Origin of the sequence: Colwellia sp. BRX10-3 (assembly GCF_014077505.1) — a bacterium.
Taxonomy (GTDB): domain Bacteria; phylum Pseudomonadota; class Gammaproteobacteria; order Enterobacterales; family Alteromonadaceae; genus Cognaticolwellia.
Window position 1 is genome coordinate 23,724 of sequence record NZ_JACGWA010000005.1, and the last position, 26,957, is coordinate 50,680.

Below are 26,957 nucleotides of genomic sequence, written 5' to 3' on the forward strand. Positions count from 1 at the left end.
AAACTAGATTAGATCAAATTATTTTTATTTTTGTTCATCTGATAAAATAATGCGTTGTAAAAGTTGCTTCGCTTGACTAAACGAGTTTTCGTTAACAAACAAAGTTTTTTCAGCAAGCTTAACAGGTAATAGCTCTAACCAACGAGCAACCACCCAATCACCTTGCTCAAGATATTGTTTTGGATATAGGCTACTTAACTCATTATTTTCATTAAAGAGTTTCCTTAACGACTTGGCGAGTTTATCGGTGGCTTTATCTAGGCTGACTTCAGGCCAATGGTTTTTACTCGTGACATCGCCGTGATGTAGTTTGTCACTATCTTGGGTAATTGCTTTTATATCAACTAAGCACTTGCAGCGAACATCAATCAATAATATGCCATCTTCGCCTTGGTCAAAGTTAATAATTTCAACCCAGCTACCGACGGCCATAGGATTAACTTTTTCATCTTTGTCATGCGAAAACACCACAAAGCCTCGGTTTTTCATTGCCAGCGATACCATTTTTAAATAGCGCGCTTCAAAAATACGCAGTCGAGTTACCCCTTGAGGTAACAAAAATATCGGCAGCGGAAATATAGGCAAGTTATTAATTGGCATAAGCTTAAAGTGATTAATGTAGTTGAGTTAATGCTAGTTATACGTTGCAAAGATAAAAAACGATCAAAAAAAAGCCTCAAAAAGAGGCAAGGGTTCACACAGAGAGTAAAATAATGTTCGTATTGATGTCTGTCTATATCTTAGTTATACGGCAGAAAATAAAAAAAGATCAACTAAACTCAAATGAAGGTAAAATTAGATTTAACAACTAGGCAGCTGATTATCACATCCCCCTTTAAAATCATTAAATTCAATGATTAAAAAACTTTATCACAAGTTTTAACAGGTAACTGTTTATCAAAAAACAAGGTGATTTCGGCTACAGCAACACCAAATTTTTTCATTTTTGTACGATTAAAAACACGGTACTCATCAATTTGATACATCCAATCATCAAGTGAAAGCTGAATTTCATCGCCATCTACAGGGACAAGTAAGTCATATTGCCACTGAAAGGCGAAGCCCACTTGCTGGCCGTTTGCATTACCAACAACATCTTCTGCATTACCCAAGTATTTACCTTGCTTTAATTTTTTAAGTTGCCAGTTACGAAAGCTGACTTCGCCATCAGCAAAGTAAAACACTTCTTTTAACAAGCCTTCATCACCTTGCCACTGACCATCGAGTTCAACACAAAAACGACGTGTAACCTTATTTGTGTAATCTTGTACCATTCCCCAAGCAATGGATTTACCAGAGAAGTATTGCTGAATATCGAGTTTAGGTGACGTGGCTTGGTAATCTTCTAACTGGCTTGTACAGCTTGAAAGCGTATAGGCTAAACAAAAAATCATCGCCAATTTTATATTCTGCTTCATATACTATCTCCTAGTAGTTTTAATCTTAATTTAGGTTCGCTGGTGTTTTCATCTAACCAAATACCAAGAAATGTTTTAGCAAAAGTTACACTTTGTATTTCACCTAAATATTTTCGGTTCAAATAAAATATGGTTGTGCCCTTTTGGTTTAGCATTGACAGGCGATCGCCAGCGTTAATATCTAGCCATATATTTTCTAATAAAGGCAGAAAAGCTGAATATTCATTTTCATTAATTGATAAATGTTGCCATTGCGAAATCGTATTATCTAATAATTCTTTTTTACTGATAGCTCTTAAATAATGTATTTCAAACAATGAATGCTGACATGTATTACTAAAGGGTCGTTGGCCATCGGTAGTTAAAAGTGAGCTTTCATAAATATCCCAAAACAACACAGAAAATTTAGCTTTGCCCAATAACGTAAAATGCTGTTCGGTGACTGTTTTTGTTAAGTCGCTAAATATAAGAGGCTCTGACTTGTCAACGCCACATACTATCTGACTTATTTTACTTTGATCATCACTTAAAATATTACTTTTAACCGTGTTTTGAATCGCACTACCACCCGCAGCATTCAAAGACCATAAGCAAACTAATATTGCAAAGGTCGGCAGAATATTAAAACTAGCTGGCATGATTTTCTTCCTCTAACACTAGCAACCAGCGACTCAGGCTAAAAACAACTAACATTAACGGCCCCCACAAGCAGGCAAGTAATAAATAACTAAAGCCTAATGATGGTACTAAATAAACCACTGATAGTTTCGCGCCCGCGAGATAACTCAAAGGCGCGAACAGTGAACCAACAAAAAATTGCAGCACTTTCGATTTTGCTAGAAAAGCTAAGCTGTGGCGTATGGTCCCTGCAAACAAAAGCCACAGAGTCATCAGCCAGAAAGGAATACCTTCGGTCTCAGGGAAAATAAAAACACCTGAATATACTAAAGCGAAATCTAACCAGATACCTATAGTGGCTACCAAACAGATTAATAGTATTTCGTTTTTAGTGGCTTGAAAGTACCAAAGCTGAGCACAAAAAATAATGGAAGCAATTGGAATAAATAAATTCCCTATAACCACCAAACCAAACCATGCAGCATTAAACGCCACTAAATTCCATAACGCAGATTTCATTATCATCGTATAACCTTTTAACCATCCTACTTATTCATACGTAATAAAATACAAATGGGATTAGTCTGATGTTTAATATGATCTAAGTACTGATGGGTGTCGTATAGATTTCTTATGTAAATCAATCAACCTTGATAAGACCTTTCTATGCAAACGAAACAATACTTAGGATATTTGGGGTTGTTACCCTTTGTACTGACATTCGCTTTTGAATCATTCAGTGAAGAATTATTTAATTTCCCGGCTGTAAAAGTTTTTATATTTTACAGTGCTATTATTCTAAGTTTTATTGCTGGTACCCTTTGGCGAAAGCACAATGATAAATTAAGTATTAAGCTACAAATTTTCAGTAATATTTTTAGTTTATTGGCTTTTTTTACTTTGTTTTTGCCCAACTATATTGCACTTGTAGCCCTGACCAAAATTTACCTACTCATTCTGTTGTGTGAATATCACTTCGATCATAGCAACCCTGAAAACCATGACTATTTACAAATGCGCATGCACCTTACGGCGCTAGTAGTATTAATGCACATTATTGCTTTTTTAATCTGGTGTACTTAGTAAGTTTGGGTACTAAGATAATGCTAACTCAGTTAAAACTGTAAATTTATGTTAAATCAAATCGTATAACTAAACTTATGGAAGGGTTTAATATATTCTCTTATTCAGTAGTGATTTAGCTCATATTATTAAATACCAAGTAGCATCTTAAAAATTAATGAAAACTAATTTATTAATATAGTAATGGCAGATAAACCGGTCATATTGATATAGCTTACTTTAAAATTTACTAGCGCGCTTTAGCCTTCAGTATGTTTTTCAGGGCAGTGTTGTATTTTACTGCCAGCCAAAGCGCCAAAGTGTCGGTTGTTTCAAATCTCGCCAGTTGATCAGATATTCATTATTATTTATCACAGCTGTGATTAGACATTCGATAACATTTTTCTGCTCATCGAATTCCACCTGTGTAATAACAAAATGTTTTTCTCGGTTTTCAACAATCATTTTTGTCCACTTACTATGAAGCAATACTTTCGGGTTTACTCTGTTCATGCGTTTGAAACCAATAATTTGTTAACCTTAGTTAAAAAAATATCCATAGTTTCTTGATGCACAAAGCCGAAGGTATATCGACCATGAAATAACAAGGTTAAAGTCAAATCTTTATAGCCTAAAAAGCAAGTGTAACCATCAAAATCATGCCAAGCTTTTATACCTTGATATTCATAGTTACCCTCAGTTTTACTACCATGAGTGATAACCAAATTAAATACCTGTAATAAATCACTTAAGGCGACATTGTTATTTTTCATCATTAGCATAATATCCTTTGTCGGTAACGGCTACTTTTTGATTGACCACACATTTCATCGAAAGCACTGTCCATCTCAAGCAATGCAGAAAAAATATTATTGTTACGCAAATACGCTTTTGCTTCAACTATCGAACCGACAACTTCGCCTGAGCCTTGTCTTAATCCGACAAAGTTATTATTTGAATCAACTACACCGACAAGATAATGATTGGTGTCGGCAACAGCGATTATTATGGCCTCTAAAAAGGGCTTTGAACTTGATTGCATTATAAACTTCCATTGTTCACATATTATATTAATTGATCATGTTTATTTACAATGTATACGGTTTAAAAGGTAATAAAGTTCAATCTTATTCACCTATATCTCCAAGCAGACTCATTTATTAATCCGCTTGAAGTAACACCAGCAACTTACGTTATTGATAAGCGCCTTGAGCATAAGTTAATTCATAACTATGACTGTAAATTTCTAAAATATTGCCAAAGGGGTCTTCCATATAAATCATACGGTAGGGCTTTTCACCTGGATAATAGTAACGGGGCTCTGCCATACGTTTTTTACCGCCAGCCGCGACAATTTTTTCCACCAATTCTTCTAGATTTGGATCTTGCACACAAAAATGAAAGACACCGGTTTTCCAATATTCAAAGTTATTTTCTGGGTTTTGCTGATTTTTAAATTCAAATAACTCCACGCCGATACGATCGCCAGTAGATATATGGGCGATTTTAAATTTATCCCAATTAGCGCCGAATACATCTGTGCACATAACACCTATAGCACTGTCGTCTTCAACAACCTCTGTTGGCTCCATAATTAAATACCAACCTAAAACTTCCGTATAAAACTTAACGGCTTTTTCTACGCTCGGTACTGAAATACCGATATGTGAAAATGTTCTTGGATATGCTTTGCTCATGTTAATAATCTCCTTTAATTTGATGGACAAAGTATAGGTGCTATTATAAATTATAAAAAATTATCATTAATTATAATCATGAGTACGTTTTGTTATGATAAATCTTGTTTGGTTAAAAACATTTTGCACTTTGGTTGATGTTGGTCATTTCACTAAAACTGCCGACATGCTTTTTATGACGCAGTCTGGGGTTAGTCAACAAATAAAAAAACTAGAACAGCAGCTAAACACACCATTACTAATACGTGAGGGTAAATCTTTTTCGCTCACCGATGCCGGTATCAAGCTGCACCGACAAGGGCAAACCTTATTACAAAGTTCGGCTGAGCTAGAAAAATCAATCAAACAAGATGATCCGCATATAGGTACGGTAAAAATGGCTTCGCCGGGCAGTATTGGCTTAAAGCTATATCCTTATATGCTCGATATTCAACAGGAGCATACGCAATTAGCCATCGACTATAAATTTGCCCCTAATAAAAATATTGAACAAGACTTAGCTGAACGTAAAATTGATATTGGCTTAGTCACCGAACTGAGTAAATCGTCAAACATTGTTAGCCATAAAGTCGCTGTTGAGCCACTTGTGCTAGTAACCTCAAGTAAAATAAACAGTGTAAATTGGCAAAAACTGAACAAACTTGGCTTTATAGGGCATCCTGATGGTGAGCATCATGCCCATGCTTTGTTAAGTAAAAACTATGCCCAATTTGAACATATAAGCCAATTTGATCACCAAGGTTTCTCTAATCAAATTAGTTTAATTCTTGAACCCGTTAGTCGCGGACTTGGTTTTACCGTTTTACCTTTGCATGCTGCTAACGCTTTTAGCAAAACAGAAAAAATAAGGGTACATAAATTAGAGCATTCGGTGAATGAAACACTGTATTTATGTCAGAACCGCCACTCACTTGAAAACAACCGCAGTAAGTTTATTAAAAAGACAATTATAGATTTCATTGGCTAAGATACATCATTTTCGTAACATTACTCAAAGCCACCATATTCTGCTCGTTCAAGATCGTTTACCCAATATCGAGCTTAATTGAACACAACAACTAATTGCACCAACATAGAGCAAACTAGTTTATTTAGTGCTCATTATGTCATCCTGAAAATTTTTTATAAATTAACCAATATATATAAAAATCATTATTTTACAATGCCCTACTCTAATATTTTACAGTCTAGAGATAGTGGCATAAGAGTTGAAGGTATTATGATATTAATATTTAGCTATGGTAAAAATTATGCTTTCAACTTTTATTAAACAACACAATTTACCAGCAAATTTTAGACTAACAGCGGCAGAGCACTATCAACCACTCGCCGAACGAATTTTCAGTCAGTTTAAAAAAAGAAGTAGTACTTATTTTGTTGGCATCAATGGCTGCCAAGGCAGTGGAAAATCAACCCTCACTGATTTCGTTGCCGAATACCTAACTAAAACACATAAATTAAATATTGTCGTGATGTCGTTAGATGACTTCTATTTCACTGGTGAGAAGCGTAAACAGCTAGCCCATGATATTCACCCTTTATTAGCTACACGAGGTGTTCCAGGTACTCATGACGTGGCTATGTTAGATCGTATATTAGTAAAATTAAAAGCCAAGAAAACAGCGTTTTCAATCCCAAGGTTTAATAAAGCTACCGACGAACCCTTTCCCGAAGCGCAATGGCAAGAAGTTAAGAAACCAGTAGACATTATTTTATTAGAAGGCTGGTGTTGGGGCGTAAAACCACAAACAGCCGAACAATTAAAAACTCCGGTCAATGAGCTTGAACTCAAATTCGATAGTAGTGGTGACTGGCGTAATTATGTTAACCAACAACTTAAAAATAACTATGAGCCTTTGTATAAAAAAATGGATTTCTGGCTTGCGCTGCAAGCACCATCATTTGATTGCGTTTACAAATGGCGTTTAGAGCAAGAGCAAAAATTAAAAGACAAAAATATTGGCTTACAAAATTCAAAAATAATGGAATCTACTGAAATTTTAAATTTCACACAATATTTTCAACGACTTAGCGTACAGGCATGCCTTACAATTTCCCAATCTGCTGATGCAATTTTTTACTTAGATGACGCGAGAAACATTACTAACACTCCATTGATGGAAGATGTATGAGTACTGAGAAAACCATTATTTTCAGTGATCTAGATGGAACCTTGCTTGATCATTATAGCTATCAAGCAACACCAGCAATCCAAACACTGGCACAATTGCGCCAGGCTAACATTCCAGTGATTTTAAATACCAGTAAAACCTTAGCTGAATTAGAGGTTATTCGTACCGAACTCAAGCTTGATACGCCATTTATTATCGAAAATGGCGCCGCTATATTTATCCCAATCAATACCTTTCATGCTCAGCCTGCAGATACCGAAATAATTGCTAACTATTGGGTTAAATCGTTCTGTTTAACAAGACAGCATTGGTTAAGTGTTCTCACTGAGCTCAGTGTTGAATTTGGTCAATTTTACCAAGGTTTTTCATCGTTATCGGTTAACGAGTTGAGCGAAATTACCGGTTTAGATTTAGCGCAAGCTGAACGGGCAAAACAACGACAGTATAGTGAACCAATACAATGGCTCGGGGATGAAGTAACAAAAAAAGCCTTTATAGAGCATTTAGTTGAATTAGGCGCCAGCGTTGTTCATGGCGGCAGATTTATTCATGTTGGTGGTTACTGTGACAAAGGCCAAGCACTTATCTGGTTAACTGAGCAATATCGAGAACATTACAACAAAGATTCGGTATACACCATTGCCTTAGGTGACGGTGAAAATGACACCCCTATGTTAGACGCGGCAGACATTGCCGTACAAATACGCTCACCGGTTCATAGTTTCCCAGCCTTGTATCGACAATTTAACATTAGCCAAACCCAGTTATACGGCCCCGAGGGCTGGGCAGCATCAATACAGCATCTCCTAGCTGAGCAATTACTTTCACACTCAATTTAATCAGAGGTATATCATGGCTGACTTTTATCAAAATGGCACAGTTACTACGTTACATAATTTAGCCCAACGCGAGCCAGAAAATATGGCTGCTGAGTTACTCGAGTTCTCTAAAAAACGTTCACTTGGGCTTATTTTGCCTTCGCTATTTTCCGAATTAGAAGGTAAAGCTTTACCTGATATTATTAACAAAATAAAAGACGTTAAGTATTTGTCTGAAATTGTTATTGGCTTAGACCGCGCTGATCTAGCGCAATACAAACACGCTTTGTCATTTTTTGGACAGCTACCCCAACACCACCGTGTATTATGGAATGACGGTCCTAGGTTACAAGCAATAGATGCGAAATTACAAGCACTGGGCTTAGCACCAAAAGAGCTCGGTAAAGGGCGCAACGTTTGGTATTGCATGGGTTATATTTTATCGTCAGGTAGGGCAGAATCAATTGCACTACATGACTGCGACATTTTAACTTATGAAAAGGAGTTACTTGACCGGTTACTTTATCCTGTGGCCAATCCGTTATTTAACTATGAATTTGCCAAAGGTTTTTATGCCCGTGTTGCCGGCAAAAAAATAAACGGTCGTGTTTCTCGTTTGCTAGTCACCCCGTTGATCAAAGCGTTGAAAAAAACGGTTGGCCATTGTGACTATCTCGAATATATGGACAGTTTTTTGTATCCTTTAGCGGGTGAATTCTCTTTTCGTCGAGATGTATTAAGTGATATTCGCATCCCAAGTGATTGGGGATTAGAGATTGGTGTATTATCTGAAATGTATCGCAACTACTCACCAAATCGATTGTGCCAAGTAGATATTGCCGCCACTTACGATCATAAGCATCAGGATTTGTCGTTGGATAATACTGCCGGTGGTCTTTCAAAAATGTCGATTGATATCAGCAAAGCCTTTATTCGTAAACTTGCCACACAAGGTGAAACTTTCAGCGCCGAAAAATTTAGAACATTAAAAGCGACTTACTATCGCATTGCTTTAGATTATGTTGAAACCTATCGAAATGACGCCATGATGAATGGTCTTGAGCTCGATATTCATAGTGAAGAAAAAGCGGTAGAAATGTTCGCGCAAAATATTTTAACGGCAGGAAATACCTTCTTAGAAAACCCAATGGAAACCCCTTTTATTCCTTCTTGGAATCGAGTTGTCAGTGCTATTCCAGACATTTTATCGCAATTAAAAGAAGCGGTAGAGCTAGACAACCAAGAATTTTATCAAGCATAAAGGAAAATGTCGATTATGTCCGAGCAAATTGAAACTATAAAAAGCAAATTAATTCAACAGCTTTCGACTATTTATCTAGATGTAACGCTTAAGCAGTCAATGGATGATATTGCTGATGCATTGATTAATATTATGCGACTACCAAGCGATGTTGTTGCGCCAATGCCTTTTACCAATCATTGGTCAGAAGCTGACATAGTATTGATCACCTATGGTGATAGCATCATAAAAGCAGACCAACCTCCGCTGCACACATTAAAACGCTTTTTAGATAATCATGTGAAAAACACCATTAATAGTGTGCACATTTTACCCTTTTTTCCCTATAGCTCTGATGATGGTTTTTCGGTCATTGATTACTCTTCTGTCAATGAGTCGCTGGGCACATGGCAAGATATCACCGAGATAAGTGAAAATTATCAATTTATGTCAGATTTGGTCATAAATCATTGTTCAAGTCGCAGTGCGTGGTTCGATAATTTTATAAAAGGCGAAGGACAAGGGCATGACTTTTTCTTTACCGCACAGTTAGACGACGACTTGTCTAAGGTTGTTCGACCAAGAACATCGCCATTATTAAAAGAAGTGATTACCGGCCAAGGGAAGAAATTCGTTTGGTGTACTTTTAGTCACGACCAAGTCGATTTTGACTTTCGTAACCCCGAAGTATTAAAAGCCTTTGCTTCTATCATTCGACAATACCTTGATAGTGGAGTGAAAATATTTAGATTTGATGCCATAGCATTTCTCTGGAAAATTGTTGGCCGCGATTGTATCAACTTGCCTCAAACGCATGAAGTTGTACGATTATTGCGCACGCTAATCGAGTCTGCAGACCCCCAGACAATCATCATTACTGAAACTAATATCCCTAATACCCAAAACCTGACCTACTTTGGCAACGCCAATGAAGCACACGGCATTTATAACTTTTCATTGCCGCCACTGCTGATAAATACATTACTCACAGGTAATTGCTTATATTTAAAGCGCTGGCTAATGAGTATGCCACCTTCACAAGACGGCACTATGTATTTCAACTTTATTGCCTCACACGACGGTATTGGCTTGCGTCCTGCTGAAGGATTATTAAGTGACGCTGAGCTTGGTACGCTAGTTCATACTGTCGAAAACTTCGGCGGTAAAATTTCATGGCGAACGTCAGACAATGGCGAACAAAAAGCTTATGAAATGAATATTGCGCTTTATGATGCTTTTCAAGGCACGGTGAAAGGAAAAGATCAGTGGAATTTTGAACGCTTTATTTGTGCTCATGCCATTATGTTTGCCCTTGAAGGAGTTCCAGGGGTTTATATCCACAGTATGTTGGGCACACAAAACGATTATAATAAACTCGCCAACACGCAAAACAATCGTTCAATCAATCGCCATCGTTGGCAAGAGGAAGAACTAGAGTTGGCACTTTCCAACAGTGATTTACATCACGCGAAAGTGCTGTCAACGTTGAAGGCATTGTTAAATATTCGTATTAAACAGCCCGCATTCCACCCCAATGCCACCCAATTCACCTTACATTTAGGCTTACAGTTATTTGGTTTTTGGCGACAAAGCCAAAATAGAAAACAAAGTATATTCTGTGTCAGTAACATCTCAGATAAGCCTGTCGTATTACCGTTAAGTGAGCTCAATTTGGTTGTTACACAAACTTGGGGCGAATTAATTAGCGGGGAACAGATATCCGGATTAACGCAAGATATTATGTTATCTCCTTACCAAACGGTGTGGATATCAAATGTGTAGAACGTTAAATACTGGTATTAATAAGAAATATTGTTGTCACTAATGGCGGTATCTAAGCTAGTATCATCTGTAGCTTCTTCGTCAGGTGAATCATCATCCATGACCTCGATTCTGTTACGGCCATTTTCTTTGGCTCTATACATGGCGAGGTCAGCATCTTTTATTACGTCTTCAAAGCTAGTATGTTTATTATTAACCATGCAGATACCAATACTTATAGTCACACGAATATCTTTGCCTTCAAATAGCAAACAATTATTCGCTAATGAGTCCTGAATACGCTCAGCGGTTTTAACGGCGCCACTTAACTCACTATCAGGTAAAAGGATGATGAACTCTTCGCCTCCATAGCGAGCAAAAAAATCAATGTTACGAATTTCTTCAGAACATATTTTGCAAATGCATTTCAAAACCTCATCACCGCATGAATGACCGAACTGATCGTTCACATCTTTAAAAAAGTCACAATCTAGTAAAATAATCGTAAATTGGCTTTTGGTTCTTTGCACGCGAGCGAATTCTGCATTTCCTCGTTCAAATAGTGAACGGCGATTACCTACATTTGTTAACGGATCAGTATTAGACAATTGTTCTAATACTTTTGTTCTTTCCTCAACAATTTTGGTCATTGACTCTAAAGAAACGGTTGTCTCACTTAACTCTGTATTCATGTCATTAAACGCGTTTGCAATACTTTCAAACTCTTCTGATTTATTTGAAAGCTGTATTTTTTGAAAATTTCCGCTACGATTTTTTGCAAAGGCAAATTTAACTTCTTTAAGTGATGTTCTAAATATTTTAACTAATTTAAATGCACCATAAACCAAAATAAATAGCGTAAGAGATAATATCGATAAAACTAAGATAAGCTGTTGTCTAATAACATTATTAATATCCACTTGAACCGTATTGAAAAGCTGTATTGAATCAGCTTTAATCGCCTCTAATTGTGTTATTAACCTTACTTTTAAATGCGTTTTAATTTTCTCATCAGCATTGATTAATTTATTTTTATTTATCGCATTAAATAAACGCAATACATTCTTATTTTGACTTACAATACTATTTTGAATCGTTTGTTGTTGCGGTGTCAAACTCGGTGTAAGTTCCAGTAACTCATTAAACTTACGATCTAAAGCTAACCAACTATCAGTATTAAAATCGCTAGCATAAATATTCTCTATACTAATAAACTGTTGTAAAATATTGGCATGATTCTCAACTTTATTAGCATACCTTTCTCTTTCTAATGCGACATTCACCACTTGAATTGACCATAAGATACTGATCACAAGTACAATAAAAAATAAACAACTACTCAATGTAAAAGAGTAAATACTTTGCTGTAAGCTTAACTTCATAGAATATCCTTATTTACAATGTAAGGTTTACAGACCCAGGGTCGACCTTTGATAGTGCTCTACTATCAATAAAGCTCTCTGAGTTTTGGACGCTCTTAAGTCCTCCTATTTGCGCTCCCTTTGCCCAAATAGCTTGAGATTTAATATTTAATATCAGTGAATTATTCAAACTTAGCTTAAAAATATAATCAGACCAAACCCATTCAATAAAGGCAGGGTCTACATTAAGTTGATCTATCACTATTTTTTTAGATTCTTCAGGGTTCGAAGCAATATAATCAATGGCGATACGTAACCCTTGGATCACACATTCTGCTTTTTCCACCAGCAGGCTGTCTGCAGTTTGAGAAATCAAGTTAAAGCTCAACGTGCTTAAACTTTTCGTGTCATGAATTTTTACTTTGTTCTGCAGTAATTGTCGCGCTTGAAATGCAAAAGGTTCCCACGGAAGAATGGCGTCAACCTCATCATGACTAAAACCTTGTTGTAATTGTTCCGGCTTGTAATCGTGTAACTCAACATCCTCAATGGTTAACCCTTCAATGGCCAACAAAGTACTTAATATATATTCACTCGCTGTACCTTTGGTAACCCCTATCCTTTTCCCCTTAAGGTCTAATGTTGATTCAATATTATCAGTAGCACGCGTTATTAATTTTACGTCATTATCAGATTGCACAAACATGGCGTGGGTAACAAACGACTGTGCAGTTAAACTTTGAAAGGCAATAACCGAGTCAGAACTTGTACCAAAATCAACGTTGCCACTCATCACTTTTTCAAATGCGGCATGGCCACCCATCACCTCATCATATTCAACCGTGACACAAGTTTGATCAAAAGCATCTATCGCTTTGGCGATATAGAAAGGGGTAGATAGTGGTGTTTTAGAAACCGCGATGGTGATGGGATATTTGTCTTGGCTCCAAGCCTGCTGTAAATAAAAATAGCAAACTCCAACGCCTACAATCATGAGCATTATAATTAAATATACGAGTGAGTTTTTTTCATGCAAAGTTTTCAACTACTAATTTTGCCTTATCCACACTTTTGTATGTCATGTGTATGATTTTTGATGCTTATTCCCCTATTAACTGAGGATACTATCCTGATTAGTCTCAGTAACTAGCCATTAAACAATAATCTTAGCCGCTAAATGAATACTATGCTTTTTTTATTTATAGCATAAAAAGTCAAAAATTAAACCTTGAGCACTCTAGTTAAGGTACAGTATTTTTCATATAGCACAGTTTTTGCTCTACAAGTAGTAATGTTTTGACAATAAAAGTACTTATAAAACTATGTCCATCAAAGAATATATGTCTCTTTTTCGTTTAATCAAGACCATTATCTGATCGTAAACCCCACTCGTTACGTATTATAAATACCGGTAACTACTATGGCAGCATTTAATGAAATATATCAATCACGACGATTTAGTGAACATGGCACCACGATATAGAGCGCAAATTATTAACAGTTTATCCGGTTTTAAAAGTGCTAATCTTATTGGCACTCGCAATGAGAAAAATATAAATAACCTAGCTATTTTCAGCTCTGTGTTCCACCTTGGGGCCTCACCGGCTTTAGTCGGATTTATTTCACGGCCCGACAGTGTTGAACGTCATACTTTAAAAAATATTCAACAAACTAAACAGTTTACGATAAACCAAGTGAGTGAAAATTTTTGGCAAGCCGCACACCAAACATCGGCAAACTATGCTGATGACGAGTCTGAATTTCAACAAACCGGATTAACGACCGATTTTATTGAAGGTGTTAATGCGCCGTTTGTTAAAGAAAGTCAGCTTAAGTACGCGCTAAAATTAAAAGAAATAGTGCCTATTCCTCTGAACAATACCTTGCTTGTTATTGGTGAAATAACAGATATTATTTGTGAGCAAGCGGCGATTAAAACTGACGGTTACATTGATATTGAGTCATTAAATACCGTGATGGTTTCAGGGCTCGACAGTTACCATACTAGCCAACGACTTTCTCGGTTAAGCTATGCAAAGCCAGACAAGTTACCAACAAAAATTTCACTCGATAACGAAAAATAAAATCTATTTAGTAAGCTCAAAGTTATCGCTGTAGCGCTCAATATCAATGAATAAACCATTGGTTATAATAACTTAGTTCGTATTATGTTTTGATAAATGTAATTTACGCAGACAAAAATTTTAGCGGGTAATTCATGTTAACAATTTTTTATGATGGCAACTGCCCATTATGTGCAACAGAAATGGCGCACCTGAAAAAGCATGATCAAAACAATGTTATTAGTTTGGTAGATATACACCAAAACGACTTTGCTGCGATCTACCCTAGTGTTAGCTTTGATGCAGCCATGAAAATATTGCATGGCCATTACAACGGACAGCTTTTATTAGGGCTAGCGGTAACACACAGGGCTTGGACTTTGGTAGGTAAAGGCTTTTGGGTTGCACCATTAAATTGGCCGGTATTTAAAACCATAAGTCATTGGGTATATTTAGGTTTAGCTAAATACCGTCATCAAATTTCGGCGCTACTGGCAAAAGCATTTAACATTAAAACCACTAACTGTAATTCAGGAACTTGTTATGACAACAGAACAAACACTGATCATCGGCGCAAATAGCGATATTGGCAAAGCCATTGCTGCGCAAATACAAACTTCAGAAAACACTGACTTAATCTTGATTAGCAGAGGACTAGCTAACAGTAATTTAGTGGCTAGCGAGACAATAAAAGCTAAGGTGACAACCATTACGGTTGCAAACTATCAGCCAGAGTCAATTGAGAAAGCTATCGAGCAATTAGTACAATATAATCATGCACCAATAACACGCGTATTTGTCTGTAATGGTATTTTGCATAGTCAAAATATTAAACCAGAAAAACGTTTAGAAGACTTTGATGCACAAGCGTTTATCGACGTTATTACATCAAACAGCTTAACGCCTATGTTGTGGATTCAAAAATTAACGCCTTTATTGACAGGGAAGTCACCTTGCAAATTTGTGCTATTTAGTGCTCGAGTAGGCAGTATCAGTGATAATCGTTTAGGTGGTTGGTATAGCTATCGTGCATCAAAGGCCGCTTTAAACATGATGGTTAAAACCGCGGCAATAGAGTTAGCCCGCAGAGCCAAAAATATAAAGTTAATTGCTTTTCACCCAGGTACAACTGACACGCCTTTATCAAAGCCATTTCAAAAAAATGTGCCCGCAAATAAACTCTTTACTGCAGAATTTGTCGCTAAACAGCTATTAGCCATTGTCGAAGAAACACCATTGGATCAAACTGCAAGTTATCTCGATTGGCAGGGAGATACGATTAACTGGTAGCTACTATCAATAACTAACTACGTCTTCAATGAAAAAGGTCGCTTTCTGATTCAAATGCACAAACATTGTTATTTAAAAGACAGACTAACAATAGCTAAAGAAAATGCTCCAGCTGTCTTCCTCGTTACTAAAAATCCGACTTCACGAATATTTTCAGATTGTAGAACCGGTGCATTGGGAATATTTCGTCCTCGAAATGATGCTTGAAAGTCAGCCAATGAAAAAGTTAACTCTGCTTCTTGACCTGCAATCGTATTAAAACTTTGCTTATAAGCTAAACGATAACCGTCAAGGTTTACGACCATTCTTAACTGATAAGTCAGTCCATCACCTATGATATTAATAGTTACCGTCTCAAGTTCTTTAGGCAAGGGGTCTATCATGTGAAATACTGAACTGAAACCGCCGTTATTATCCAGTGAAATATCACCTTCGAATAGCGCTTTATTTTCTTGTAATAAAAAACTACCTTCAGATTTCCCCCCCATAACACCATCGTTAGTTATGCGCCAACTATCCAGTTTTTTTTGCTCGGTAAAATCAATCATCAGGGCAGACTCTTTTTTGTCAGTAACATGCATTGGTTTATTTTGCTTGTGTAGTTTTTGGATATCGGGACTGGCAGCAGAAAAACCAGCGAAGAGTGTCAATAATGATAGAGAATAAGCTGCGGTTCGCATTCTATTTGCTCTCTTACTTTTCGAGGATTTTAACCCAGAGTTTTTATACCGAAGCATCGGCAACTTCACAGGTAAAGCTTTGGGTAATTACGTCATTTAATTCGGTGAGTTCGTTCACTACAATACTTGCTAGGTTAGCATAATCAAGGGTTTCGCCATGCGTGACAAGGCAAGACATAGTATTGGCATTTTGTGCCGCTTGTAGATCATATAAATAGTCACCCACGTATAATAAATTTTCAGTGGGAAGCTGCCAAAATTGGGCTAAATACAATAAAGCATCTGGCGCAGGCTTTGCTTTGTGATCAGCTCTAGTTAACAGTATTTCAATATTGATATTGTTATTTTCAATCTTTACCAAAGCCGCTTCTCGACAGTTTCGCGTGACAATAGCGCAAGGAATATCTAGTTGAGATAACAGCGCTAAGAGTTGATCGGTGCCGAGCAGCTTTTTCGCGTTCAGGGCGTCATTAACTTCAAATTCTACTAGCAATTTATTGGCATTAGCTTGCTGGCTTTTTGGTAGCGCATCAACAAAATCTAATATGTCGATATTATTTTTGCACCCTAAAGTCGCTCTTATCTTCTCAAAGTTTAACGATGAAGAAACTAAGGTATTATCTAAATCAAATATAACGCCCAACAATTTATTTGCTAACAATTTACCCATACTCCTATTTTTCTTAACCGAAATTAACCACAATCGTGCATTAATTTATTATCAATTCAATTACAGATATTTTTTGATATTTACCCATAAGCTTTAGATAAAAGAGCAACCTGAATACCTAAGTAATTGCCGTTGCGAGCAATGTAATTGGCACCATGTTTGTATTCATAAAAAACACATCAGCTGCTGTGTAATATCATTACGGGCTAGTCCTAGATTAAGATCAAATCATAGAAATTGATAAGCAAGGAGACTATTAGAATAGCAACTAGGGTAGCAACTGAATTTGCCATATATTACTGGAGTTAAATTCTACTTGTTCGCAGGCAAAAAAGTCGTGCTTATAGGAAGTATGGCAACTATTTGGCGTTCGACCTTCAAAGGTATGCACAACTTGCTCAATCGAGTTATCAAGGTTTAGTTCCATGTAACTTTTGTCTAACAAATAATAGATTTTATTGTCACGCAATTGCCAATGTCGCCATCCAGAAATGGGAAAGCCTTTAATGATGACTGACTCAATACCCGTTTTTAAATCTAATTGGTATAAGCCGTCATGATTGAACTTAGTGAAATATACTTTCTTATTGTTTCCTTGAACACTATACCCCCCTTTTGTTGTTATTTGCTTTACTTGTTCATTAGCTAGCGATAGCTGCCATATATTCCACTGTCCATCGACTTCAGCACTAAACATGATGGTTTCTTCAACATAAGCGACTTGGTGCACTTGTGTGAATGTTGCCGCAATTTTTTGCCATTGCTGACTTTCTAAAGAATATAGGTATAAAGCATTATTGATACTGGCGACAAGCTTGTCATCTTTAGGCGACCACGCTATACCACTGATATAATCAATTGACTCATTAAACTTTGCCACAACAGTCGTTTCATCTGCAGCTTGAATATATATTTGCTCTTCACCCGTTCGATCAGATTTAAAAGCTAGCACGTCAGACCGGTTTCCAAGCATTGGGGTGAGATTAATCCCACTATTTTTTGTTAGCGGTTTTATCCCAGCCTGATCCTTTGAATAGCTGAATATGTTAATCGTCGTTTGGCTGCGTTCTGTTAATATCGATCGGTTATCATATCCCTGAGAAATCCCGCCAAATTGATCGCTGTTCTCTTTTAAGATTAAGGAGAGATTATTAACATTAAATTCAAACAATCCATCGCTATTTGAAGCTAAAATTTTGTTGTCATCACGCCAAACCAGACCGTAAACATGGTCAATAAATGGTGCGCTAGCCATAATAGAATTATCATTGAGATCAACTATCTTAATTTTATCGACTTCATCACCATTGTATTCAACAACCGCTAAGGTTTGGCTGTCTTCGGATATAGCAAAAACATAATCTCCGGCATTATTCCCCGCTTGTACAGGGTGCGTTATCTGTTGTTTTCTACCGGTATCAAGTTGGTAAGAATGAATTGAGTATGGCTCAGAAATACTCGGCCTAGATTTATAGATAAGTCGTCTTTTTTTATCGTCGAATACTAATTTGGTAACGACCCTTTTACCGCAATCCATTATCGGAGTAAAACGCTTTGTTGCCGGCTCTATTTGAACTATTTCGCAGTGTCTTTGCTGTAAGTTGTTTAATCTTGAGGCGTAGATAAAACCATCAGTTCCATATAGGACATCAGTGTAATAATAATCGTCATTTGAAATAACTTGCGCTGGACCCATGGCTTTTTTCATATGAATTTGAGCGCTGGCGTCTGCGTCTGCTCGATACAGAAAAAGAAGTGTATTGGTTTTTGCATCATAAAACCCGTTAAACGCGTTACCCATGGTAGAAGTAACTGGCTGCCTACCGACCACGCCAAATGTTTCGCTGGGGTTTTGTGTAAAGAGTGTTTTATAGACAAAAATAATAAACAGGGCTAATACCGCAATCAGTAAAATCCATTTTCCATTAAGTGTCGATATTGGAGCAGAGTTATTGTTGGTCACTTGAAGTTGTTTTACGTCAACTATCAAAGGTTCAACTGGTGTTGTTTCCGGTTCGGCAATCCTAGGTTGCTCTTTATGCGCTAAATCGTGATCTTCTTCTAAAGTGGGTATTACCGCTAGTCGATACCCTACTTTGCTCACTGTTTTTATCCATTGTGGAGATGATGGGTTATCTTCTAGTAATTTACGTAATTCCCCAACAGCTCGGTTTATCGCGGCATCACTGACAATTCGACCGCCCCAAACTTGTTCGACTAATTCCTCTCTAGAAATAGCTTCTTGTGGGTGTTTGCAAAAAAACACTAATAGTTCAAAAACTCGCGGCTCGAATTCGATTTGTTTTGCGTGTTTAGTTAACTTTATCTGTTCGGCGTCAACAACTATATCGCCAAATACAAAACGCATTTAAAACTCCACTATTTTAGTCATCATTATCATTTCATTATTAAACCATTGTTACCTCTTTATTGTATCAAATCAAGAAACTGACAAACTCAAGCTTCAAATACTTAAAAGGAATATTATGAAAAACACCATGGTTAATACAACCCTGCTAACACTTGCTATATCTTTACCAAGCTTACTTATGGGATGTGGGGGTGGAGGCAAAGACCCGGTAAAACCACCGGTAAAACCGCCAATTAGTGGTGCAGCTCAATGTGCAGGAAAGTCGCTTGATGAAGGAACAAGCTGTATGACTTTAGAGAACCGAGATGCGATTGTTTATAAACCTGCAAGCCCCCTAAAAGGCATAGCATTATTTTTACATGGTTCGCCTGGTTCAGCTAAAAAAGTCAGTCTACTTTTTGACGCTAAATCTATTAGTGACAGCCAGCAATTAGTATCAGTATCTCCTCAAGGTTTGGATAACATGTGGGGATGGAACAGTTTAAATACTCAAGCTAATCAAAGTAATGCGGATGTCGATTATATTGTTAATTTGTTCACTAAACTTAGAGCTGAAAATAATATTACTAGTGATAAAGTCTATATATTTGGCTACTCAGCGGGAGGATTTATGGGCTATAAGTTAGCTTGCCAAATTCCAGAACAGATAACCGCTTTTGTTTCTATTGCAGGACAATTTCGCGGTGACTTTAATGAATGCTCAACCTCTACACCTATCACTTTACATCACTTTCATAGCCCACAAGATTCAGAAGTTCCAATCAATGGAAGAAATACGGGGGGAATAAAGTCAGTTCACGAAACACTAGCTCATTGGCGGTTAATTAATGGTTGCAGTGAAATATCCACCACCTTAGAACACCCAAAAGTGATAGAAGCTAGTGAAGGTACTAATACTAAAATTTGGCAAGATTGTGTTAAGCCTGTAAGCTTTTCAACTATGAAGAATGTGCCACATGAGAGTAGTTACGACACTGATGTGCTGCAGCAGATTTATGCCCCTATTTTTAACTAAAATCTAAAAACATCAGTAAACTTAACTTTAACAAGGGGAGCACCATGCGCTCAATCTACTGTCTATTTATTATATTACTAACTTTATCTGCTTGCTCTGGTGACTCAACTGAAAAAAATAAGCCGGATGATGATCCAGAAAACTTAGTTCCGCCTAGCGCTAACTTAGCAATTCCTGATAATCGCTTTACCAATAATTACCAAGTAGTCATCTTTGGCAATAGCCATGTGGCGGGACTCGATAGCTTAATTAAAACTCTTATCAGCGCTGGTAATCCCTTTGCCAAAATTAACATTAGCAATGCGGGAGGTGGCTTTTTAGATGACCAATTCAATAGACAAAGAAGAGTAACTTTACTCGAAAACAGGCCATGGACACATGTTATCTTGCAAGGTCAAAAGTATTCTCAGTCTGGGGCAACAATTTACCCCACAATCGCTGCGAGAGTTTGGATAGATAAGGCTAAAAATCGAGGTATAACCCCAATACTTTTTCCTGAACATCCACAAAAAGATAATAACGAAGAAGGAAAGCGAGTTCACAAAATCCACACTGGTATTGCGGCAATACAAAAGTCATGTGTCGCACCAGTGGGTTTAACTTGGGACAAGGTCATTATTACAGAGCCTGAACTTGCTTTACATAGCAGTGACGGCAACCATGCCTCTGTGATAGGAAAATTACTCACTGCTTTTGTTTTTTATGAAGTTATCACAGGTGAATCGGCAGATTTATTGCCCTTTATCGACGGCATTGGTGTAGATCAAGCAAGCCAGCAAATTTTAAGGCAATTTGCATCAGAAACCATTCAAGCTTTTCAGCCTTGCATGTTTGATACCTAAGGAGTTTATATTATATATTTATTTTTTTACTCAGCTAACAGAGCCGAATTTACTTAGTAATTTAAATAATAGCTTAGGAATAACTGAGCTATTATTTATTAATTATTTGAGTCATAACAGAAGGTTATTACTTGTGATGAGTTCAGGGTATTATAGCCAAGTTAAAGGGGCTTATTTAATAATGAAGTGATGAAAGGGTTCAATAAATCACAACACTTAAATCACTTTATATTCATTAGCTAACAACGACAAAGCGAAGTTTATAGTCGCTAAATGTTTATATGCTAAAGCAACGAAGCCTGATCTTTCTTAGCCATTTTACTCACGACTAACTTATATGAATTATCAATCATGCGTTCAATTTCACCTTGTGGGATAGAACCATCTAAAACAACCGTGTTCCATTGTGCTTTATTCATATGATAACCCGGTATAACCGCGCTAAAAATATCACGTAACATAATGGCTTCAATAGGCTCGCACTTTAAGTTGATACAATAGTACCCTGCCATCTTACCATTGGTCCCTTTTTCATTACCTTTTCCTAAAGCTAATGTGGCAAACATTTTATGCTTGACCTTAAAAACACTAACATCTGACCCAAAAGGGAAGTATTCGATTGCTTCAACTTTATTGAGTAAATAACTTTTTGCTTGAGTGTTATCCATAATTTCAATACGACACCTTAAAGTGAATGAGCTATAGACTATGCTGTTTCGTAATTTTCAACAAGATAAATAGCGCTAATAAAGGCTATGCATATCAAATTAAAAAATTGACCACTTATCGATAATTGAATTCTTTTGCTGTTAACGATAATAAATCAAGGTAGGTATGGTGACAATATTTTCTATTCCCATTTTAACTCGTTATGAAGAGTAAAGACACCATTAAAATAACAACAGTGATGACCAACGAAGCTGTTTGTTAATGTCATTGGTCAATAGTTTTTTAACTGAACATTTTCCAATAGTAACGATATTAGTGAATATGAGTAAATGTTAGTGAATACTTAATAGCCGGAGACTAAAAAAGTACTTTCCACTTATAAAAGTGCCACAGAAAAATCAAGTAACTGTTTTGCGGGGATCGGTTTACTATAATAATAGCCCTGCACGACATCACAACCTAATTCATTCAATAAAGTCAGTTGTTCTTTCGTTTCAACACCTTCAGCCACAACCACCAAACCTAAACTATGTGACATGGCTATAATTGCTTTAACTAAGTTACAATCTGACTTATTTAACGTGATGCCATTAATAAAGCTTCGATCTATTTTCAATATATCAAAAGGATAATCCCTTAAATAACTTAACGATGAATACCCTGTACCAAAATCATCCATGGAAAGTTTTATACCGAGTGCATTAATTTCAACTAAGGCGTCATTAATATAAGATTGCCCCCCCATTAATACCCCCTCTGTAATTTCAAGCTCAAAACATTCAGCACTAACATTCATCTCATTCAGCGTTTTTTTGATCAAGCTGAGTAATTCGGTATCCTTAAATTGGCGAGGAGATAAATTAACCGCCATGGTGTATTTTTTCTGGTCATGGCTTTGCCAAACATTTAAAAAACTTAATGCTTGTTTAATAACATACTGTCCAATAGGCACAATAAGACCCGTATGTTCAGCAATGGGTATAAACTCATCAGGTGTTACGTTACCTAACGCTGGATTATGCCAGCGTAATAAAGCTTCAGCGCCAATAATATGTTCTTGTTTAACATCGAATTGAGGTTGGAAATATAATTCAAATTCCTGGCGTTCGAGTGCTCCGTGCATTTGCTCTTCAATCGCATAGCGGCGTTGCATTACAATATTCATTTCTTGAGTAAAAAATGAATAGGTATTACGCCCTAAAGCTTTTGCCTGATACATTGCGGCATCAGCATTACGAAGCAAATCAGAGGCGCCACTACCATTTTCAGGATAGACAGCAACGCCAATACTCAATGTCCGTATTAGTTCTCTGCCATCAATTTTGAAAGGCTCTCTAAACGTATTAAGTAAAGTTTCAGCAATGGTTAAGACATCATGATGATCTGCCAGCCCTCTTAGTAAAATAATAAACTCATCACCGCCTAAGCGACCAACAGTATCTTCTTTTCGCAATACTTGCTGCAGTCTATGAGCTGACTCTATTAAAAATTTATCGCCTACTTCGTGACCTAAAGAGTCATTAACTTTTTTAAAGTCGTCTAAATCAAGAAAAAGTACTGCGGCTTTTCCATTATTACTTTCTGCTTCAATCAAAATTTGTGTTAAACGATCTAGGGCTAAAAATCGATTAGGCAATAAGGTTAAGCTATCAAAATAAGCTTGATGGTGAATGAGTTCGGCTGATTTATGTTGCTCGGTAATATCACGAATAATAATCATGATTTGCTGATACGTCGAAAGGAGGCTAATTCTGGCCTCAAAATATGCTAGGCCATGAGGTAAAGTCAGTTCGTATTCAAAACTTATCATTTCTTCTTGCTGTAATGCTTTAGTAATATGGTTTTGAAATTTTTTAGCCACTTCATCAGGTAAAACATCGACCATTTTTTTGCCAATAAATTGCTCTGGTGACACGTAAAGAACACTCTTATTACTGGCTCGATAATCAATAATAGTGCCATCAAGGTCCATCAAGAAAAACAAATCTGGTATAGCTTCAAATATAGTTTCAAGCATATGCTCTTTAAATATGGCTTGTTCTTGCGCTTCCCTAGTCTCAGTTAAATCAATATCAATGCAATACATTTGCTTGTTGTTATATTGATTTGTAAACATCACATGGCTTGAAAAAACAGATATATCATTGCCACTTTTATCACATAAAGTAACTTCTGCTGCGGGAATTTCTACATCTTTTTCTATCCAATTGGTATGTGCTTCAATCACTACTTCACGCATAAACTTAGGAATAATGAGATCTTCGATTTTTTGTCCCCCAGCCTCTTCCTTGGTATAACCATAAAGTAATTCGCTGGCTTCATTCCAATAGATAACTCGGCGGTCTTCATCGTATCCCTGTACAGGAATAGCATTTACTGCATCAAATAATTCGTGAAGAGGATCATTAATAATATATTGATGGCTTAAGGCACTGACAACTTTATTTAATTTCATATATTGCGGTGGTTCCAATAATGGCATTACCTTAATAGTAGTCATAAATATAAATTAAGCATGTTTAAATACTTTTCAAATTTAGTCAGATATCTGCAGAGTAAGGTATTAATATCAATTTGTTATGCTATACATCCCTAGCTAAATGACTATCAGAACTTGAGCAATAGCTAGCGTATGCAAAAAGTGATGACTTTTATTTATAAAAGCTACTTATGCAAAAACCGCAATGTTTGTGGTTATTGGCGATAATCTTTTTTATTACGATTTAATGAACTATGCCATGCAACAGACAAAACAGTCATTTTGTCGGATAAAAGATGACAAATTTGATTACACTGGCACAATGGTGTTCAGACGCGTACTGCTTTGCCTAAATATCAAACAGTTTTTCAGGTAATAATAAAAAAGGATATTCAATGAAAGCTATTTTTGCTCTGCTACTTATGTGCTTTAGTACATTAAGTTCTGCAACTGAGCAGGCCGAAGAAATTTTTAAACAATTGGCCCCATCTCTTTATCAAATTCGCTTAATTGACAAAGCCAGTGGTGAAAAATCATCTATTGGATCGGGTTTTCAAATTAGTAGCGATGGGCTTATTGCTACTAATTATCATGTTATTTCTGGTTTTGCGCGCCATCCTCATAAATACACTATCGAATATTTAGATAACAAAGGTCATAAAGCGGCGCTGACCTTAAAAAGTGTTGATGTAATTAATGACCTAGCCATAGTGCAACGTGATGTTAGTAAACCAATGCCCTTTTTTGAGATTGCTAAAAAAGCACCAACCAAAGGTGAAGAACTGTATTCATTAGGTAACCCACATGATTTAGGCATGATAGTGGTACCCGGCACTTATAATGGTTTGAAAAACGAGTCATTTAACGATCGTATACATTTTACTGGCTCGGTAAACTCAGGCATGAGTGGCGGCCCAGTTGTTAACAAAAATACCGAAGTTGTTGGTATTAATGTTGCCACATCAGGTAACCAAATTGGCTTTTTAGTACCACATGACAAGTTACATGCCCTTTATCTAGAATATAAGCAGAACCCACCAAAAAGTATTGAACAACAAATGGCTGCGCAGTTAATGCGCAACCAAGAGAAGTTGATCACCACAATATTGAACAGTGAATGGCAATTAAAACAACTTGGTCGAGGTTTAATTCCAACCATCGATGTACCCTTTGTGCGTTGTTGGGGCGAATCGAACTCAGATAAAACTGACGCACAAATTATGGCAGCTGTTGCTAATTGTGACTTAGATGAAAACACTTACATTTCTTCTGACTTCTTTACCGGCTCGTTAGAAATGGAATATCGTTATATGGAATCAGATAAAATCGGTAGCACTAAGTTTTATCATATTTTTGAACGCCAATTAAACCAAGTAGCACCGGGTAATCTTGCCGGCAAAGATGATGTGACTGACTATCAATGTCACCACGACCTTGTGATGCCTCAAACCAGTAACATTAATAATAAAGCCGTATTTTGTACTCGCGCTTATAAAGATTTTCCCGCACTTTACGATGTACTCTACATCGCCATATCGGTAGATCACGAACAATACGCGCTGCTCAGCCATTTTACTATTTCTGGTGTTGCACAAGAAACCTCATTAGCCTTTTTAGCTAAATTTATGGAGTCGGTTTCATGGAAATAATTATTGAAGAAATTAGTCATGGCCACAAACTATTAAGCCGCCATAAATTTGCACCTAAAAACATTACCATTGGGCGCGGTTACGATAACGATATTATTATCAGTGACCCACACGTTTGTGCTGAACACTTACAAGTGCATTTTAATGGTGAACATTGGCTAGTTGATGACCAAGGTTCTATTAATGGTAGTTTTCTTGAGAACAGTGAAGACAATGTTATTCAACATCAAGTACGCTCTGGCGATATCATCACCATTGGCAAAAGTCAGGTGCGCTTTGTGTTTCCAAATCATCCGGTTTCAGAAAGCATCGCCATTAGCCCATTCGAAAGTTTAATTAACTTAGCCCGTCATCCTGTAGTAGTTGCTCTAAGCATGGTTTTATTTGCTTTTATTGGCGGTTGGATTATTAATTTAAACAATGCCAACGAAGTGACCTTGACACAAATGCTAGTACCAACCATCGGCTTAACACTAGGTTTTACCTTATGGCCAGCAGGTATTGCATTGGTGTCGCATTTAACCAAACACGATGCGCGTTTTTGGACCCAAATGGGCATTAGCTTTATCTTCTTCAACTTAATGTGGCTCAGTGATATTTTTGAAAACATTGTGCACTTTAATACTTCAAGTAACTCTTCAATGTTATGGCTCCTTGCCATCATTCCTTTGTTACTGGCCTTTTGTTTATTTTGGCTCAACTGTTACGTGGGCTTTCATATGACCTTACGTCGCAGAAATGTTGTCGCTTCAAGCCTAGTATTATTATTATTTGGCGGTAGCTTCATAATACAAATGAGTAAACAACCAGACTTTAATCCGCGTCCTCGGTTTGACACCACAATAATGTCACCAGTTTTTTTATTCGCGCCAAGTAGCGATGTTGAGACATTTGTAAGTGACGCTAGTAAGTTATTTGAAAAAGTTACCAAAAGTGCAGAAGATGAAGCGAATAAAGAGTAACACTACATTCAACACCACCATTTATTTATCTAAACTAAATGGTAATTAATTACCTGATCTTTAAATCAGTAATGCCCAGAAAGGCATGACACTGAGCATAAAAAAGCCTGAATAATTTCAGGCTTTTTTATGTCAAATCAATAGCGTTTTGGCTGACTAG

At 36.8% G+C, this 26,957-nt stretch carries 28 protein-coding genes; 13 read left to right on the top strand and 15 right to left on the bottom strand.

Annotated features, from left to right (window positions below; genetic code table 11):
- Window positions 1–24 precede the first annotated feature (24 nt).
- From H4J38_RS09420 to H4J38_RS09435, 4 genes are all read right to left on the bottom strand, one after another.
- Complete coding sequence (locus tag H4J38_RS09420) at window positions 25–600, bottom strand: LON peptidase substrate-binding domain-containing protein (RefSeq protein ID WP_182131548.1); 576 nt, start codon at window positions 598–600, stop codon at window positions 25–27.
- Between the two features lie 257 nt (window positions 601–857).
- The gene (locus H4J38_RS09425; RefSeq protein ID WP_182131549.1) at window positions 858–1,418 is read right to left on the bottom strand and encodes a DUF3833 domain-containing protein; all 561 of its coding nucleotides are present in this window, start codon (window positions 1,416–1,418) and stop codon (window positions 858–860) included.
- The gene (locus H4J38_RS09430) at window positions 1,415–2,056 is read right to left on the bottom strand and encodes a chalcone isomerase family protein (RefSeq protein WP_182131550.1); all 642 of its coding nucleotides are present in this window, start codon (window positions 2,054–2,056) and stop codon (window positions 1,415–1,417) included. The genes H4J38_RS09425 and H4J38_RS09430 overlap by 4 nt, the downstream gene beginning before the upstream one ends.
- A complete protein-coding gene (locus tag H4J38_RS09435) occupies window positions 2,046–2,561 on the bottom strand; it encodes a DUF2878 domain-containing protein (protein ID WP_182131551.1) in 516 nt (171 codons plus the stop codon). The genes H4J38_RS09430 and H4J38_RS09435 overlap by 11 nt, the downstream gene beginning before the upstream one ends.
- A 141-nt stretch (window positions 2,562–2,702) precedes the next feature.
- Between H4J38_RS09435 and H4J38_RS09440 the strand changes: the two genes are divergently transcribed.
- On the top strand, window positions 2,703–3,119 hold the full coding sequence (locus tag H4J38_RS09440) for a DUF3429 domain-containing protein (RefSeq protein WP_182131552.1): 417 nt from the start codon (window positions 2,703–2,705) through the stop codon (window positions 3,117–3,119).
- Between the two features lie 276 nt (window positions 3,120–3,395).
- On the opposite strand, the gene H4J38_RS09445 is transcribed toward H4J38_RS09440, so the two are convergent.
- From H4J38_RS09445 to H4J38_RS09460, 4 genes are all read right to left on the bottom strand, one after another.
- Window positions 3,396–3,611 (bottom strand): TIGR02450 family Trp-rich protein, encoded by a 216-nt coding sequence (locus tag H4J38_RS09445; RefSeq protein ID WP_182131553.1) that lies wholly within the window; start codon window positions 3,609–3,611, stop codon window positions 3,396–3,398.
- Window positions 3,608–3,874, bottom strand: a complete 267-nt coding sequence (locus H4J38_RS09450) for a DUF3081 domain-containing protein (RefSeq protein ID WP_259365472.1) — start codon at window positions 3,872–3,874, stop codon at window positions 3,608–3,610. The genes H4J38_RS09445 and H4J38_RS09450 overlap by 4 nt, the downstream gene beginning before the upstream one ends.
- Window positions 3,874–4,140 (bottom strand): DUF6482 family protein, encoded by a 267-nt coding sequence (locus H4J38_RS09455; protein ID WP_182131554.1) that lies wholly within the window; start codon window positions 4,138–4,140, stop codon window positions 3,874–3,876. The genes H4J38_RS09450 and H4J38_RS09455 overlap by 1 nt, the downstream gene beginning before the upstream one ends.
- A 151-nt stretch (window positions 4,141–4,291) precedes the next feature.
- Window positions 4,292–4,795 carry a lactoylglutathione lyase family protein gene (locus H4J38_RS09460; protein ID WP_182131555.1) on the bottom strand — a complete coding sequence of 168 codons (504 nt, stop codon included), beginning with the start codon at window positions 4,793–4,795 and terminating at the stop codon, window positions 4,292–4,294.
- Window positions 4,796–4,889: 94 nt separating this feature from the next.
- On the opposite strand from H4J38_RS09460, the gene H4J38_RS09465 reads away from it, so the two are divergent.
- The 5 genes from H4J38_RS09465 (at window position 4,890) to H4J38_RS09485 (ending at window position 10,767) form a co-directional block, all read left to right on the top strand.
- Entirely contained in the window at window positions 4,890–5,762 is an 873-nt protein-coding gene (locus H4J38_RS09465) for a LysR family transcriptional regulator (RefSeq protein ID WP_182131556.1), read from the top strand.
- A 283-nt stretch (window positions 5,763–6,045) separates the two neighbouring features.
- Window positions 6,046–6,927 (top strand): kinase, encoded by an 882-nt coding sequence (locus tag H4J38_RS09470; protein ID WP_182131557.1) that lies wholly within the window; start codon window positions 6,046–6,048, stop codon window positions 6,925–6,927.
- On the top strand, window positions 6,924–7,766 hold the full coding sequence (locus tag H4J38_RS09475; protein WP_182131558.1) for a mannosyl-3-phosphoglycerate phosphatase: 843 nt from the start codon (window positions 6,924–6,926) through the stop codon (window positions 7,764–7,766). Before H4J38_RS09470 ends, H4J38_RS09475 begins: the two co-directional genes overlap by 4 nt.
- Window positions 7,767–7,779: 13 nt before the next feature.
- Window positions 7,780–9,006 (top strand): glycosyl transferase, encoded by a 1,227-nt coding sequence (locus tag H4J38_RS09480; RefSeq protein WP_182131559.1) that lies wholly within the window; start codon window positions 7,780–7,782, stop codon window positions 9,004–9,006.
- Window positions 9,007–9,021: 15 nt separating this feature from the next.
- Complete coding sequence (locus H4J38_RS09485) at window positions 9,022–10,767, top strand: sugar phosphorylase (protein ID WP_182131560.1); 1,746 nt, start codon at window positions 9,022–9,024, stop codon at window positions 10,765–10,767.
- A gap of 17 nt (window positions 10,768–10,784) precedes the next feature.
- On the opposite strand, the gene H4J38_RS09490 is transcribed toward H4J38_RS09485, so the two are convergent.
- Window positions 10,785–12,128: a GGDEF domain-containing protein gene (locus H4J38_RS09490; protein WP_182131561.1), complete on the bottom strand. Its 1,344-nt coding sequence runs from the start codon at window positions 12,126–12,128 to the stop codon at window positions 10,785–10,787.
- A 13-nt stretch (window positions 12,129–12,141) separates the two neighbouring features.
- Window positions 12,142–13,101, bottom strand: a complete 960-nt coding sequence (locus H4J38_RS09495) for an ABC transporter substrate-binding protein (RefSeq protein WP_259365473.1) — start codon at window positions 13,099–13,101, stop codon at window positions 12,142–12,144.
- A 439-nt stretch (window positions 13,102–13,540) separates the two neighbouring features.
- Here H4J38_RS09495 and H4J38_RS09500 point away from each other — a divergent pair, with 439 nt between their 5' ends.
- The 3 genes from H4J38_RS09500 (at window position 13,541) to H4J38_RS09510 (ending at window position 15,460) form a co-directional block, all read left to right on the top strand.
- On the top strand, window positions 13,541–14,191 hold the full coding sequence (locus H4J38_RS09500) for a flavin reductase family protein (RefSeq protein ID WP_182131562.1): 651 nt from the start codon (window positions 13,541–13,543) through the stop codon (window positions 14,189–14,191).
- A gap of 134 nt (window positions 14,192–14,325) precedes the next feature.
- A complete protein-coding gene (locus tag H4J38_RS09505) occupies window positions 14,326–14,751 on the top strand; it encodes a thiol-disulfide oxidoreductase DCC family protein (RefSeq protein ID WP_182131563.1) in 426 nt (141 codons plus the stop codon).
- On the top strand, window positions 14,714–15,460 hold the full coding sequence (locus H4J38_RS09510) for an SDR family NAD(P)-dependent oxidoreductase (RefSeq protein ID WP_182131564.1): 747 nt from the start codon (window positions 14,714–14,716) through the stop codon (window positions 15,458–15,460). Before H4J38_RS09505 ends, H4J38_RS09510 begins: the two co-directional genes overlap by 38 nt.
- A gap of 68 nt (window positions 15,461–15,528) precedes the next feature.
- Here H4J38_RS09510 and H4J38_RS09515 read toward each other — a convergent pair whose 3' ends face one another.
- From H4J38_RS09515 to H4J38_RS09525, 3 genes are all read right to left on the bottom strand, one after another.
- Window positions 15,529–16,140, bottom strand: coding sequence for a CIA30 family protein (locus H4J38_RS09515; protein WP_259365474.1), 612 nt, complete (start codon window positions 16,138–16,140; stop codon window positions 15,529–15,531).
- Between the two features lie 43 nt (window positions 16,141–16,183).
- Entirely contained in the window at window positions 16,184–16,801 is a 618-nt protein-coding gene (locus H4J38_RS09520; protein ID WP_259365475.1) for an HAD family hydrolase, read from the bottom strand.
- A 277-nt stretch (window positions 16,802–17,078) separates the two neighbouring features.
- Window positions 17,079–19,178: a winged helix-turn-helix domain-containing protein gene (locus H4J38_RS09525; protein ID WP_182131566.1), complete on the bottom strand. Its 2,100-nt coding sequence runs from the start codon at window positions 19,176–19,178 to the stop codon at window positions 17,079–17,081.
- 118 nt (window positions 19,179–19,296) lie between these two features.
- On the opposite strand from H4J38_RS09525, the gene H4J38_RS09530 reads away from it, so the two are divergent.
- Both H4J38_RS09530 and H4J38_RS09535 read left to right on the top strand, forming a co-directional pair.
- The gene (locus H4J38_RS09530; RefSeq protein WP_182131567.1) at window positions 19,297–20,196 is read left to right on the top strand and encodes a PHB depolymerase family esterase; all 900 of its coding nucleotides are present in this window, start codon (window positions 19,297–19,299) and stop codon (window positions 20,194–20,196) included.
- Between the two features lie 44 nt (window positions 20,197–20,240).
- On the top strand, window positions 20,241–21,038 hold the full coding sequence (locus H4J38_RS09535) for a hypothetical protein (protein ID WP_182131568.1): 798 nt from the start codon (window positions 20,241–20,243) through the stop codon (window positions 21,036–21,038).
- Between the two features lie 284 nt (window positions 21,039–21,322).
- Here H4J38_RS09535 and H4J38_RS09540 read toward each other — a convergent pair whose 3' ends face one another.
- Both H4J38_RS09540 and H4J38_RS09545 read right to left on the bottom strand, forming a co-directional pair.
- On the bottom strand, window positions 21,323–21,706 hold the full coding sequence (locus H4J38_RS09540; protein ID WP_182131569.1) for an MmcQ/YjbR family DNA-binding protein: 384 nt from the start codon (window positions 21,704–21,706) through the stop codon (window positions 21,323–21,325).
- A 377-nt stretch (window positions 21,707–22,083) separates the two neighbouring features.
- A complete protein-coding gene (locus H4J38_RS09545) occupies window positions 22,084–24,162 on the bottom strand; it encodes an EAL domain-containing protein (protein WP_182131570.1) in 2,079 nt (692 codons plus the stop codon).
- Window positions 24,163–24,581: 419 nt separating this feature from the next.
- Between H4J38_RS09545 and H4J38_RS09550 the strand changes: the two genes are divergently transcribed.
- Together H4J38_RS09550 and H4J38_RS09555 are read left to right on the top strand one after the other, a co-directional pair.
- Window positions 24,582–25,835, top strand: a complete 1,254-nt coding sequence (locus H4J38_RS09550) for a S1C family serine protease (protein ID WP_182131571.1) — start codon at window positions 24,582–24,584, stop codon at window positions 25,833–25,835.
- Complete coding sequence (locus tag H4J38_RS09555; protein WP_182131572.1) at window positions 25,826–26,797, top strand: FHA domain-containing protein; 972 nt, start codon at window positions 25,826–25,828, stop codon at window positions 26,795–26,797. The genes H4J38_RS09550 and H4J38_RS09555 overlap by 10 nt, the downstream gene beginning before the upstream one ends.
- The last annotated feature ends 160 nt before the right edge of the window (window positions 26,798–26,957 follow it).

Bases quoted from the DNA above. Each gene is read 5' to 3' on its own strand.
- H4J38_RS09420 (WP_182131548.1), bottom strand. From the start codon at position 600: ATGCCAATTAATAACTTGCCTATATTTCCGCTGCCGATATTTTTGTTA.
- H4J38_RS09425 (WP_182131549.1), bottom strand. From the start codon at position 1,418: ATGAAGCAGAATATAAAATTGGCGATGATTTTTTGTTTAGCCTATACG.
- H4J38_RS09430 (WP_182131550.1), bottom strand. From the start codon at position 2,056: ATGCCAGCTAGTTTTAATATTCTGCCGACCTTTGCAATATTAGTTTGC.
- H4J38_RS09435 (WP_182131551.1), bottom strand. From the start codon at position 2,561: ATGATAATGAAATCTGCGTTATGGAATTTAGTGGCGTTTAATGCTGCA.
- H4J38_RS09440 (WP_182131552.1), top strand. From the start codon at position 2,703: ATGCAAACGAAACAATACTTAGGATATTTGGGGTTGTTACCCTTTGTA.
- H4J38_RS09445 (WP_182131553.1), bottom strand. From the start codon at position 3,611: ATGAACAGAGTAAACCCGAAAGTATTGCTTCATAGTAAGTGGACAAAA.
- H4J38_RS09450 (WP_259365472.1), bottom strand. From the start codon at position 3,874: ATGATGAAAAATAACAATGTCGCCTTAAGTGATTTATTACAGGTATTT.
- H4J38_RS09455 (WP_182131554.1), bottom strand. From the start codon at position 4,140: ATGCAATCAAGTTCAAAGCCCTTTTTAGAGGCCATAATAATCGCTGTT.
- H4J38_RS09460 (WP_182131555.1), bottom strand. From the start codon at position 4,795: ATGAGCAAAGCATATCCAAGAACATTTTCACATATCGGTATTTCAGTA.
- H4J38_RS09465 (WP_182131556.1), top strand. From the start codon at position 4,890: ATGATAAATCTTGTTTGGTTAAAAACATTTTGCACTTTGGTTGATGTT.
- H4J38_RS09470 (WP_182131557.1), top strand. From the start codon at position 6,046: ATGCTTTCAACTTTTATTAAACAACACAATTTACCAGCAAATTTTAGA.
- H4J38_RS09475 (WP_182131558.1), top strand. From the start codon at position 6,924: ATGAGTACTGAGAAAACCATTATTTTCAGTGATCTAGATGGAACCTTG.
- H4J38_RS09480 (WP_182131559.1), top strand. From the start codon at position 7,780: ATGGCTGACTTTTATCAAAATGGCACAGTTACTACGTTACATAATTTA.
- H4J38_RS09485 (WP_182131560.1), top strand. From the start codon at position 9,022: ATGTCCGAGCAAATTGAAACTATAAAAAGCAAATTAATTCAACAGCTT.
- H4J38_RS09490 (WP_182131561.1), bottom strand. From the start codon at position 12,128: ATGAAGTTAAGCTTACAGCAAAGTATTTACTCTTTTACATTGAGTAGT.
- H4J38_RS09495 (WP_259365473.1), bottom strand. From the start codon at position 13,101: ATGATTGTAGGCGTTGGAGTTTGCTATTTTTATTTACAGCAGGCTTGG.
- H4J38_RS09500 (WP_182131562.1), top strand. From the start codon at position 13,541: ATGAAATATATCAATCACGACGATTTAGTGAACATGGCACCACGATAT.
- H4J38_RS09505 (WP_182131563.1), top strand. From the start codon at position 14,326: ATGTTAACAATTTTTTATGATGGCAACTGCCCATTATGTGCAACAGAA.
- H4J38_RS09510 (WP_182131564.1), top strand. From the start codon at position 14,714: ATGACAACAGAACAAACACTGATCATCGGCGCAAATAGCGATATTGGC.
- H4J38_RS09515 (WP_259365474.1), bottom strand. From the start codon at position 16,140: ATGCGAACCGCAGCTTATTCTCTATCATTATTGACACTCTTCGCTGGT.
- H4J38_RS09525 (WP_182131566.1), bottom strand. From the start codon at position 19,178: ATGCGTTTTGTATTTGGCGATATAGTTGTTGACGCCGAACAGATAAAG.
- H4J38_RS09530 (WP_182131567.1), top strand. From the start codon at position 19,297: ATGAAAAACACCATGGTTAATACAACCCTGCTAACACTTGCTATATCT.
- H4J38_RS09535 (WP_182131568.1), top strand. From the start codon at position 20,241: ATGCGCTCAATCTACTGTCTATTTATTATATTACTAACTTTATCTGCT.
- H4J38_RS09540 (WP_182131569.1), bottom strand. From the start codon at position 21,706: ATGGATAACACTCAAGCAAAAAGTTATTTACTCAATAAAGTTGAAGCA.
- H4J38_RS09545 (WP_182131570.1), bottom strand. From the start codon at position 24,162: ATGAAATTAAATAAAGTTGTCAGTGCCTTAAGCCATCAATATATTATT.
- H4J38_RS09550 (WP_182131571.1), top strand. From the start codon at position 24,582: ATGAAAGCTATTTTTGCTCTGCTACTTATGTGCTTTAGTACATTAAGT.
- H4J38_RS09555 (WP_182131572.1), top strand. From the start codon at position 25,826: ATGGAAATAATTATTGAAGAAATTAGTCATGGCCACAAACTATTAAGC.